Here is an 11,641-nt window from a genome sequence, read left to right on the forward strand (position 1 = left end):
TGTGGGGCTCCCTAGTGGGCCACCGCGGCCGCGCCGTGCTCGTCGACGAGCGCGCCGGTGGTGAAACGGTCGAGCGAGAAGGGGGCGTTGAGGGCGTGCGGGGTGTCGTGGGCGATGGTGTGGGCGTAGACCCAGCCGACGCCCGGGGTGGCCTTGAACCCGCCGGTTCCCCAGCCGCAGTTGAGGTAGAGGTTGTCGACGGGGCTGAGCCCGACGATCGGCGAGGCGTCGGGGCTGGTGTCGACGATGCCGCCCCAGGTGCGCAGCACATGGGCGCGGGCGAAGATCGGGAAGAGCTCCAGGGCCGCGGCCATCTGCTCCTCGATGATGTGGAAGGCACCGCGCTGCGTGTACGAGTTGTACGCGTCGATGCCCGCGCCCATCACCAGCTCGCCCTTGTGCGCCTGGCTGACGTACACGTGGACGGCGTTGGACATCACGACCGTGGGGTGCACCGGCTCCAGGAGCTCGGAGACCAGGGCCTGCAACGGGTGGGACTGGACGGGCAGTTGGATGCCCGCCATCGCGGCGAGGACCGAGGTGTGGCCCGCCGAGCAGAGCGCGACCTTGCCGGCCGCGATGCGGCCCCGGGTCGTCTGCACGCCGACGACGCGGTTGTCGACCACGTCGAGGCCGGTGACCTCGCAGTTCTGGATGATGTCGATGCCGGCCGCGTCGGCCGAGCGGGCCAGGCCCCAGGCCACGTGGTCGTGCTTGGCGATGCCCGCGCGCGGCTGGTAGGTGGCCCCCAGCACCGGATAGCGCACGTCCGGCGAGATGTTGACGATCGGGCAGACTTCCTTGACGCCGTCCGCGTCGAGCCACTCCGCGTCCACGCCGTTGAGGCGGTTGGCCTCCACGCGGCGCACGCTGTCGCGGACGTCCTGGAGGCTGTGCGCGAGGTTCAGCACACCGCGCTGGGAGAAGAGGATCGGGTAGTCGAGCTCCTCCTCCAGTCCCTCCCAGAGCTTGAGGGCGTGCTCGTAGATGCCGGCGCTCTCGTCCCACAGGTAGTTGGAGCGGATGATCGTGGTGTTGCGGGCCATGTTGCCGCCGCCGAGCCAGCCCTTCTCCAGCACCGCGACATTGGTGATGCCGTGGTTCGTCGCCAGATAGTGGGCCGTGGCCAGACCGTGGCCGCCGCCGCCGACGATCACTACGTCGTACGACTTCTTCGGCTCGGGGTCACGCCACAGCCAGTCGGGGTGCTCGGGGAGGTCGGCGCCTGGGGTACGGGGGCTCATCGGACGTCTCCGTCTTCCGAAGGGTACGGGTGGTGCGGGCAGGCGGGGGCGTGCGCGTTCATACGGCGGTGGCGTTCCTCTCGGCGGCCTCGACGACGTTGGCCAGCAACATCGCGCGGGTCATGGGGCCCACTCCGCCGGGCATCGGCGCGATCCAGCCGGCGACCTGGGCGGCGTCCGGGTGGATGTCGCCGACCAGCCCCTGGTCGGTGCGGGTGATGCCGACGTCCAGGACGGCCGCGCCGCTGCGCAGCATGTCCTTGGTGATCAGTCCGGGTGAGCCGGCGGCCGCGATGACGATGTCGGCCTCCCGGGTGTGCCAGGCCAGGCCCTTGGTGCCGGTGTGGCACAGGGTGACGGTGGCGTTCTCGGAGCGGCGGGTGAGCAGCAGGCCGATGGGGCGGCCGACCGTGATGCCGCGGCCGACCACGCAGACGCGGGCGCCGGCGAGCGGAACGTCGTGCCTGCGCAGGAGTTCGACGATGCCGCGCGGGGTGCAGGGCAGCGGGGCGTCGACGCCGAGGGTGAGCCGGCCGAGGTTGACGGGGTGCAGTCCGTCGGCGTCCTTGGCCGGGTCCATGCGTTCCAGTACGGCGTTGGCGTCGAGGTGGCGGGGCAGCGGGAGCTGGACGATGTAGCCGGTGCAGGCCGGGTCGGCGTTCAGCTCGTCGATGACGTCCTCGACCTGCTGCTGGGTGGCGTCGGCGGGCAGGTCGCGGCGGATGGAGGCGATGCCGACCTGGGCGCAGTCGCGGTGCTTGCCCGCGACATAGGCGTGACTGCCGGGGTCCTCCCCGACCAGGACGGTGCCGAGACCCGGCGGGCGGCCGCCGCCGGCGGTCAGCTTGGCCACGCGTTCCGTGAGTTCGCGGCGGATGTCGGCGGCCGTCGCCTTGCCGTCGAGGAGCTGTGCGTTCACCGGCGGTGTTCCTTCCCTCTGCGGTCGTGGCGGGTGTCAGCCACGGAGGCGGGACATGGTGGGGTCGAACAGGGGCTCCTCGGTGACGACGGCCTCGACGCGCTGGTCGAAGTAGCCGATGTGCAGCACGGTTCCGGGGGCCGTGAGTTCCGTCGGGAGCCAGGCATAGGCGATGCCCTTGCCGATGGTGTAGCCGTAGGCGGCGCTGGTGACGTAGCCGACCGGCCGGTCCCCGTCGAGGACGGGTTCCTTGCCGAGGACGACCGACCGGGGGTCGTCGACGACGAGGCAGGACAGCTTGCGCCGGACGTTCTCCTTGCGGCGCAGCAGCGCGTCCTTGCCGATGAAGTCGTCCTTGTCGAGCTTGACGGCGAAGCCGACGCCGGCCTCGTAGGGGTCGTGCTCGTAGGTCATGTCGGTGCCGAAGGAGCGGTAGCCCTTCTCCAGGCGGAGGCTGTTGAAGGCGCCACGGCCGGCGATGACGCCGCCGAGGGGCCTGGCCGCCTCCCAGAGGGTGTCCCAGAGCTTCTGGCCCTGGTCGGCGGTGGTGTAGATCTCCCAGCCGAGTTCGCCGACGTAGCTCAGGCGCATCGCGGTGACGGGCACCGAGCCGATGTACGCCTGCTTGGCGCGGAAGTACTTCAGGCCGTCGTTGCTGAAGTCGGCGTCGGTGAGGGGCTGGAGGACCTTGCGGGCCAGCGGGCCCCACAGGCCGATGCAGCAGGTGCCGGGGGTGATGTCACGGACCTGGACCGTGCCGTCGGCCGGGAGGTGGCGGGTGATCCAGTCCAGGTCGATGTTGCCGTTGGCGCCGATCTGGAAGGTGTCGTGGGCGAGCCGGGCGACGGTGACGTCGCTGCGGATGCCGCCGTCGTGGTCGAGGAAGAGGGTGTAGGTGACCGAGCCGACGGACTTGGCGACCTTGCCGGTGCACAGGCGCTCCAGGAGGTCGGCGGCGCCGGGGCCGCTCACCTCCAGGCGCTTGAGGGCCGTCATGTCGTACATGGCGACGGTCTCGCGGGTGGCCTGGGCCTCGGCGCCGACGATCGGGGACCAGAACCGCGCGGCCCAGTCGTTCGGGGTGGGGATGGAGCGGCCTTCGACGAGGCCGGCGTTGGCCTCGTACCACTGCGGGCGCTCCCAGCCGTTCGCCTCCAGGAAGAAGGCGCCGTGCTCCTGCTGGCGGGCGTGGAAGGGGCTGGTGCGGATCGGGCGCGGGTCGCCGGAGGGCTGGAGGGGGTGGAGGATGTCGTAGACCTCGACGAAGTTCTGGCAGTCGCGGGCCAGGACGTACTCCGGGGAGAGCTGGTGCGGCTCGAAGCGGTTGACGTCGCACTCGTGCAGGTCGAAGGAGGAGCAGTGGCCGTCGACCAACCATTCGGCCATGGCCCGGCCGACGCCGGCGGAGTGGGTGACCCAGACCGCCTCGGCGACCCAGAAGCCCTTGACGTCCCTGGACTCGCCGAGCAGCGGGAAGTTGTCGGTGGTGAAGGAGAACAGGCCGTTGATGCCCTCCTCGATCTTCGCCTCCTTGGTGGAGGGAAGCAGTGCCTGGGTCTCGGTCCAGGCGTCCGCGAAGTCGTCCTCGGTGAACTTCAGGACCGACGGCATGCCGGCGGCCTCGTCCACGGAGAGGATCTCGTCGGCGGTGATGGGCATGGGGCGGTGGCCGTAGTAGCCGATGCCGATGCCGTCGAAGCGGTCGCGGTAGTAGAGGTCGGCGTCCTGGTGGCGCAGGATCGGGCGGACCGCCTCCTCGGTCTGGCCGGCGAGCGCCGGGACCGGGCCGGTCCAGGCGAGCTGGTGGGCCAGCGGGGTCAGCGGGAGGTTCATGCCTGCCATGCTGGCGATCTTCGGGCCCCAGATGCCGGCGCAGCACACGACGATGTCGGCCGGGATCTCGCCCTGGTCGGTCAGGACACCGGTGACCTCGCCGTCGGCCTTCAGGACGTCGAGTACCTCGTGGCGGGCCAGGAAGGTCACACCGCGCTCGGTGGCCCGGCGGATCTGTGCCTCGACGGCGAGGACCGCCTTGGCGAGGCCGTCGGTGGGGACCAGGAGGCCGCCGAGGACCTTGTCGGGGTTGACCAGCGGGTGCTGTTCGAGGCACTCGTCCGCGGTGAGCAGACGCGACTCGATGCCCCAGGCGGTGATCCAGCCGTGGCGGCGCCGCAGTTCCGTCAGGCGCTCGGGGGTGGTGGCCACTTCGAGTCCGCCGACCTGGAGGAAGCAGGGCTTGCCGTCCACGTCGAGGGAGCAGAACTTCTCGACGGTGTACCGGGCCAGCTCGGTCATCGTCTTGGACGAGTTCGTCTGGAAGACCAGGCCCGGGGCGTGTGACGTGGAGCCCCCGGTGGCGGGGAGCGGGCCCTGGTCGACCACGGTCACCTCGGTCCAGCCTCGCGCGGAGATCTCGTCCGCGAGAGCCGCTCCCACGACTCCCGCTCCGATGATGACCACTCGGGGTCCCGCCATCGCCGCACCTCCGGTCTGTTGATCAGTCGAGCCGATCGAGTTGCTGTTTACGCAACGCGGTTCAGGTTGCGCAACTCAATGTGCCCTCCGCGCAGGTGGGTGTCAAGGGTCCCGGGACCTCGGAAAACAGGGCGAGAACGGGGCCCGGACACGGCGATGCCCGGTGGGCGGCACGCATGGCGCGTGCACCGCCCACCGGGCATGGTCCGACCGGATTCCCGCGTCCGGTCCGGGGGTCTACTTGAGCCAGGCGTCGACCTTGACGCGGTTGGCGTCGACCCACTTCTTCGCCGCCGCTTCGGGGGTCATCTTGTCCACGGCGATGTACTTGGCCACGATGTTCTGGTCGTCGTTGGTCCAGCTGAACTTCTTCACCAGGTCATAGGCGGGGCTGCCCGACTCGGCGAACTTCTTGGCCACGACCTTGTCCAGCGTGTAGACCGGGTAGTCGCAGGCCACCTTCTCGGCGTCGGCGTCGCAGCCCTGCTTGTACTCGGGCAGCTTGACCTTCACCAGCGGGACCTCGGACATGAACCACTGGGGCTCGTAGAAGTAGCCGATCACCCATTCCTTGTTCTTCTCCGCCTTGCGGAAGGTCTGGATGAGGGCCGTCTCGCTGCCCGCGTACACGACCTTGTAGTCCAGCTTCAGGTTCTTGACCAGCGCCTCGTCGTTGGTGACGAACGACGGGTCGCCGTCGAGGAGCTGGCCCTTGCCGCCGGACTCGGAGGTCTTGAACTTCGCCGCGTACTTGTTCAGGTTCTTCCAGTCGGTGATGTCCGGGTGCGCCTTGGCCAGCCACGGCGGCACGTACCAGCCGATCAGTCCTTCGTTGCCGGTCGCGCCGGCGTCCACGGCGGTCTTCTGGTCGGTGATGTACTTCTTCTTCAGGTCGTCGTGGCCCCAGTTCTCGACGACCGCGTCCACCTCACCGGTCCCGAAGCCCTGCCAGGCGATCTCCTCCTTCAGGTCCTTCTTGGTGACCTTGCAGCCGAGGTCGTTCTGCGCCACGTAGGCGATGACCGCCGCGTTGGCCTCGTAGCCGACCCACGGGTTGACCGCGAGGTTGAAGGTGCCGCACTTGGCGGAGCCGCCCGAGCCGCCCGTGTCCGAGGACTCGTCACCGACCTTCGCACCGCCGCAGGCGGTGAGGGTGAGGCCGAGAACCGCGATGCCGGCCGCGCCGACTCTCCATCGTCTTGCTTGCCTTGCCATGGTGACTTGCTCCTTCATGCGCTGGTTCGCCGCGCCGCGGCCTGAGTGATGCGGTCGAACATGACTCCGAGAAGGACGATGGCGAGCCCTGCGGCGAGCCCCTTCCCGAAGAGTTGGCCCTGCGAGAAACCGGCCACGACGTCGTAGCCGAGGGCGCCGGCACCTACCAGGCCGCCCACCACAACCATCGACAGCACGTAGATCAGACCCTGGTTCGTGGCGAGAGTCAGGGCACCGCGCGCCATCGGCAGCTGGACCTTGGTGATGATCTGCCAGGTGTTGCACCCGGCGGAGGTGGCCGCCTCCACGGTCGTCGCGGGCACGTTCCGCACCCCGTCCGCGATGATCTTCATGGCGACGGGCGCCGCGTAGACGATCGCGGCGACGATCGCCGTGAAACGGGTCGCGCCGAACAGCGCGAGGAACGGCACCAGATAGACGAACGGCGGCATGACCTGTGCCGCGTCCAGACTCGGCCGCAGCATGCGGTCCACCAGCCGGCTGCGGCCCATCCAGACGCCGAAGCCGACGCCGAGCAGCATCACGAGGATGGTGGCCACCACGGTCGAGGCCAGCGTCGTCATGCTGTCCGACCACATCCCGGTGGCCACCAGCAGCCCCACGCACACCGCCGTGGTGATGCCGGCCCGGCGGCCGCCGAGGACCACGCCGAGCGCGACGAGGACGGCGCCGACGAGCCACCACGGGGAGTCCGTGAGCAGCGACTGGAACGGGTTGAGCAGCCCGTTGGTGATGAGGTCGCGGACGGCGTTGGTGACGCCGGACAGGTTGTCCTGCACCCAGGTCGTCGTGGTGTCCGCCGCGCTCGCGATGGAGCTGCCGAGACCGCCCTCACCGGGGAACTCGGCCGCCCACACGTAGGTGTGCGACATGTAGACCAGAACGGCCGTCAGGACCGCGCCCGCGCCGAGCAGCGGCCGCCGCCAGGCGAGGAACCGGTTCTTGGAGCGCCGGGCCTCCTCCTCCCGCGTGCTCGCCGCGGTCGTGACCCGGTCGAGGACGATCGCCATGACGACGATGGACAGACCCGCGTTGAACGCCGTGCCGACGTCGAGCGACTGGAGTGCCTGGACGACGGTCTTGCCGAGACCGGGCGCGTCGATGAGGGCCGCGATGGTCACCATGGCCAGGGCGGCCATGATGGTCTGGTTGACGCCCATCACCACGGTCCGCTTGGACATCGGCAGCAGGACCTTCAACAGGGCCTGCCGTCGGGTCGCCCCGAGGGAGTCGGCCGCCTCCACCGTCGTCTCCGGCACGGTCCGGATGGCGTGCGCGGTGATCCGGATGGCCGGTGGCGCCGCGTAGACCACCGTGGCGATGGTCGCGGAGGCTCCGCCGATGAGGAAGAACAGGGTCAGCGGGGCCAGGTAGACGAAGGTCGGCATCGTCTGCATGAAGTCCAGCAGGGGCGTGGCGATCCGGTTGACCCGGTCGGACAGCCCCGCCCACACACCCAGCGGGATCCCGAACAGCAGCGCCACCAGGACCGCGGAGACGGTGAGCGCCAGGGTGTCCATGCTCTCCTGCCACAGGCCCTGCAGGCCGAGGAAGGTGAAGCCGGCCACCGCCAGCAGCGCGACCCGCCAGTTGCCGAAGGCCCAGGAGACATAGCCCGCGATGCCGACGACGCCGAGCCAGCCGATCTGCGGAAGGGGCCGGCCGACGGAGGGCTGGGAGATCAGCTCCTGCACGAAGGCCGCCAGGGAATCTATGACCAGGCGGATCTCGTTGAAGAAGTACAGGAAGAGCGGGTTGGAGTTGCGGTTCGCGCCGATCGAGTCGTTGACGTCGTTGAACCACCGGTGCAGGTCGGTCAGGTCCGCCGCGCCGAGCGTGAGGGTCTGCCTGCCGCGCAGGACGGCGAACAGCACCAGCCAGACCACCAGGATCGCGCCGAGCACCATGGAGCGGCTGATCCGGCGGGGTTCCGCGGCCGGGGCGGGCTTTTCGACGGGCCGGGTCTTCTCCGGTCTCCCCGGCGGCTCGGTCTTCTCCACGACGACGGTCATCAGGCGCCGCCTTCCTGCCCGGCGACCACGGCGAGGATCTCCTCGTCGCCGACGATGCCGAGCAGCTTGCCGTTCTCGACGACCTTGACGGGCTTGTCGGCGGCGAGCACCGCGCGGGTGGCCTCCTTGACCACGACGTCCGGGCCCAGCTCGGGTCCGTCCAGGGCGTCGCCGTCCGCCGGCGGCCGCATGATCCACCGCAGGGTGAGGACGTCGCCGCGCGGCACGTCCTTGACGAACTCGCGCACGTAGTCGTCGGCCGGGGCCCCCACCAGTTCGTCGCCGGTGCCGCACTGGACCATCTTGCCGTCGCGCATGATCAGGATGCGGTCGCCCAGCTTGAGGGCCTCGGAGAGGTCGTGGGTGATGAAGACCATCGTCTTGCCGACCTCGTGGTGCAGCCGGATGACCTCGTTCTGCATGTCGCGGCGGATCAGCGGGTCGAGCGCGGAGAACGGCTCGTCGAAGAAGAGCACGTCCGGGTCGCCGGCCAGCGCGCGGGCGAGTCCCACACGCTGCTGCATGCCGCCGGAGAGCTGGTCGGGGTAGGACTTCTCGTAGCCGGCGAGGCCGACCAGTTCGACGACCTCCTGGGCCCGCCTGGTGCGCTCGGCCCGGCCCATGCCGCGGATCTCCAGCCCGAAGGCCACGTTGTCGACGACCCGGCGGTGCGGCAGCAGTCCGAAGTGCTGGAAGACCATGGAGAACTTGCGGCGGCGCAGATCGCGCAGGCGCCTGTCGTCGGCCTGACGGATGTCCTCGCCCTCGAAGACGATCTCGCCCGCGGTGGGTTCGATCAGCCGGGTCAGACATCGCACCAGCGTGGACTTGCCGGAGCCGGACAGGCCCATGACGACGAAGACCTCGCCGGGCGAGACGTCGAAGTGCACGTCGCGCACGGCGGCGGTGCAGCCGGTGCGGTCCATCAGTTCACGGCGGCTGAGCCCGCACAGTTCCTCGGACTGCGGCACCCGGTCGGCCTTCGGCCCGAACACCTTCCACAGGCTGCGCACGGAGATGACCGGGGTGGGACCCGAGTCCTGGGGCGTGCCGCGCCGCTGCGGCACCTCGGTCTGGGTGGTCATGTTCGACCTTCTTTCGGCGTTCAGCCGCTGAACCAGCGCTGCGGCCGGGGTTGGATGTTCTGCCAGATGTGCTTGGGCTCTCGGTACTCGTTCAGGCCGGTCGGTCCCAGCTCCCGGCCCACACCGGAGTGCCCGAAACCGCCCCATTCCGCTTGCGGCACATAGGGGTGGTAGTCGTTGATCCACACGGTGCCGTGCCGCAGCCGCCGGGCGACCCGCTGGGCCTTGCCGGCGTCCTGTGTCCACACGGCACCGGCCAACCCGTACTCGGTGTCGTTGGCGATGCGTACGGCGTCGTCCTCGTCGGTGAAGCGCTCCACGGTGAGCACGGGCCCGAAGGACTCCTCGTGCACCACGCGCATGTCCTGCCGGCACTCGTCGAGCACGGTGGGCAGGTAGTAGTGGCCGTCCGCCAGCGCGGGGTCGTCGGGGCGGGCGCCGCCGCAGCGCAGGACGGCGCCCTCGGCGAGGCCGGAGGCGACGTACGCCTCGACCTTGTCCCGGTGCTGTGCGGAGATCAGCGCCCCGGTCTCGGCGTCGGCGTCGTAGGGGCCGCCGAGCCTGATGAGCCGGGCGCGGCGGACGACCTCGTCGACGAAGCGGTCGTGCAGGGAGTCCTCGACGATGAGCCGGGCCCCGGCCGAGCACACCTGGCCCGAGTGCAGGAAGACGGCGGTGAGGGCGAAGTCGACGGCCGTCTCGAAGTCGGCGTCGGCGAAGACGACGTTGGGGTTCTTGCCGCCCAGCTCCAGCGCGACCTTCTTCACGGTCGCGGCGGCGGTGGCCATGATCCGCCGGCCGGTGTCCAGGCCGCCGGTGAAGGAGACCAGGTCGACACGGGGGTCCTCGGAGAGCGGGGCGCCCACCTCGGGGCCGGCGCCCAGCACCAGGTTGGCGGCGCCGGCCGGCAGTCCGGCCTCCTCCAGTGCCTTCATCAGCAGGACGGAGGTGGAGGGGGTCAGCTCGCTGGGCTTGAGGACGATCGTGTTGCCGGCCAGGAGGGCCGGGGCGACCTTCCAACTGGCTTGCAGGAGCGGGTAGTTCCAGGGGGTGATCAGTGCGCACACCCCGACCGGCTCGTAGACGACCCGGCTGACGGCGTCGTCGCGGCCGGTGTCGATCACCCGGCCGGCGTCGGTGCCCGCGAGTCCGCCGTAGTAGCGGAAGCATGAGACGACATCGGCGATGTCGTACTCGCTCTCCACCACCCGCTTTCCCGTGTCGAGCGACTCCGCGCGGGCGAAGCTCTTGGTGTCGCGCTCGATGATGTCGGCGGTGCGCAGCAGCAGTGCGCCGCGCTCCCGCTCGGGGGTGCCCGGCCAGGGGCCGGAGTCGAAGGCCGCCCGGGCCGCGGCGATCGCCGCCTCGGTGTCGGGGCGCGTTCCTTCCGAGACGGTCGCCGTGAGCGTGCCGTCCGCGGGACATCGGATCTCGCGGTGACCACCGGCCACCGGAGCCCGCCATTCGCCATTCACATACAGGTCTGCCACGCGCCGAGCCTTCCGACTGAAATTCGTTGCGCATCGTGCACCCGATTGCTTGTGATGGAACACCCTGTCGGCTGGTCAGACGGACGTCAAGATGTTTACGGATGACGATTTGGCCATGCGGTCACTTACCTTCCCACCCTTGACCGCAGGCGGCCCCGAGCCGACCATGTTGCGTATCGCTCACCTTGTTGTGCAATACGCACCGACGGAGGCCACCGTGTCCATGAGGTTCCCCCGACCGCAACCTGGCCGTGAGTACGTCCTGACCCTTTCCTGCCCCGACAGTGCCGGGCTGGTCCACGCCGTGAGCGGCTATCTCGTCAGGAACTCCGGAAACATCCTCGAAAGCCAGCAGTTCGACGACCGGCTCCAGGGCCGGTTCTTCATGCGGGTCCATTTCGACGTCTCCGACCCGAACGTCGACCTGGAGGGCCTGCGGTACCGGTTCGGCCCCGTCGCCCAGGCGTACGGCATCTCGTGGTCCCTCAGCGACGCCTCTACGCCCACCCGGACCCTGATCATGGTGTCCAAGTTCGGGCACTGCCTGAACGACCTGCTCTTCCGGCAGCGGGCGGGCGCGCTCAACATCGAGATCCCCGCGATCGTCTCCAACCACCGGGACTTCGAGAAGCTCGCGGAGACCTACGACGTCCCGTTCCACCACGTGCCGGTGACCCGGGAGACCAAGCCGGAGGCCGAGGCCCGGCTGCTCGAACTCGTCCGTGACCTGGACATCGACCTGGTGGTCCTGGCCCGCTACATGCAGATCCTCTCCGACGACCTGTGCAAGGAGCTGGACGGCCGCGCCATCAACATCCACCACTCCTTCCTGCCCAGCTTCAAGGGCGCACGCCCCTACGACCAGGCCTACGACCGCGGGGTGAAGCTCGTCGGCGCGACGGCGCACTACGTGACGTCGGACCTCGACGAGGGACAGATCATCGAGCAGGACGTGGTCCGGGTGGACCACTCGCTGGACCCCGGCGAGCTGGTCACGGTCGGCCGGGACGTGGAGGCCCAGGTGCTCGCGCACGCGGTGAAGTGGCACAGCGAGAACCGGGTGATGGTCGAGGGCAACCGCACGGTCGTCTTCCGCTGAGCGGTACGGGCGTCCTCGCACGAGGACGTCCGTACACGCATCCGTGCGTATACGAAGCAGTCCCTGTACGAAGCCGTCCGT

Annotated in this window: 8 protein-coding genes; 1 reads left to right on the forward strand and 7 read right to left on the reverse strand. The window is 69.6% G+C overall.

All coding sequences use genetic code 11. From position 1 onward, the window contains the following. Nucleotides 1-11: 11 nt before the first annotated feature. The 7 genes from SCAB_RS03235 to SCAB_RS03265 form a co-directional block, all read right to left on the reverse strand. Nucleotides 12-1,244, reverse strand: coding sequence for a sarcosine oxidase subunit beta family protein (locus SCAB_RS03235; RefSeq protein ID WP_012998621.1), 1,233 nt, complete (start codon nucleotides 1,242-1,244; stop codon nucleotides 12-14). A 58-nt stretch (nucleotides 1,245-1,302) separates the two neighbouring features. Continuing rightward, nucleotides 1,303-2,163 (reverse strand): bifunctional methylenetetrahydrofolate dehydrogenase/methenyltetrahydrofolate cyclohydrolase, encoded by an 861-nt coding sequence (locus SCAB_RS03240; RefSeq protein WP_012998622.1) that lies wholly within the window; start codon nucleotides 2,161-2,163, stop codon nucleotides 1,303-1,305. A gap of 36 nt (nucleotides 2,164-2,199) precedes the next feature. Further along, the gene (locus SCAB_RS03245) at nucleotides 2,200-4,638 is read right to left on the reverse strand and encodes a GcvT family protein (protein ID WP_041668861.1); all 2,439 of its coding nucleotides are present in this window, start codon (nucleotides 4,636-4,638) and stop codon (nucleotides 2,200-2,202) included. A 237-nt stretch (nucleotides 4,639-4,875) separates the two neighbouring features. Next, the gene (locus tag SCAB_RS03250; protein WP_037723395.1) at nucleotides 4,876-5,853 is read right to left on the reverse strand and encodes an ABC transporter substrate-binding protein; all 978 of its coding nucleotides are present in this window, start codon (nucleotides 5,851-5,853) and stop codon (nucleotides 4,876-4,878) included. 14 nt (nucleotides 5,854-5,867) lie between these two features. Next, nucleotides 5,868-7,886, reverse strand: coding sequence for an ABC transporter permease (locus SCAB_RS03255; protein WP_012998625.1), 2,019 nt, complete (start codon nucleotides 7,884-7,886; stop codon nucleotides 5,868-5,870). Beyond that, entirely contained in the window at nucleotides 7,886-8,971 is a 1,086-nt protein-coding gene (locus tag SCAB_RS03260; protein ID WP_012998626.1) for a quaternary amine ABC transporter ATP-binding protein, read from the reverse strand. The genes SCAB_RS03255 and SCAB_RS03260 overlap by 1 nt, the downstream gene beginning before the upstream one ends. A gap of 20 nt (nucleotides 8,972-8,991) precedes the next feature. Then, nucleotides 8,992-10,461 (reverse strand): aldehyde dehydrogenase family protein, encoded by a 1,470-nt coding sequence (locus tag SCAB_RS03265; RefSeq protein WP_012998627.1) that lies wholly within the window; start codon nucleotides 10,459-10,461, stop codon nucleotides 8,992-8,994. 223 nt (nucleotides 10,462-10,684) lie between these two features. Here SCAB_RS03265 and purU point away from each other — a divergent pair, with 223 nt between their 5' ends. Beyond that, entirely contained in the window at nucleotides 10,685-11,560 is an 876-nt protein-coding gene (gene purU, locus SCAB_RS03270; protein WP_037723391.1) for a formyltetrahydrofolate deformylase, read from the forward strand. The last annotated feature ends 81 nt before the right edge of the window (nucleotides 11,561-11,641 follow it).

The organism is Streptomyces scabiei 87.22, from assembly GCF_000091305.1.
GTDB classification, from domain to species: domain Bacteria; phylum Actinomycetota; class Actinomycetes; order Streptomycetales; family Streptomycetaceae; genus Streptomyces; species Streptomyces scabiei.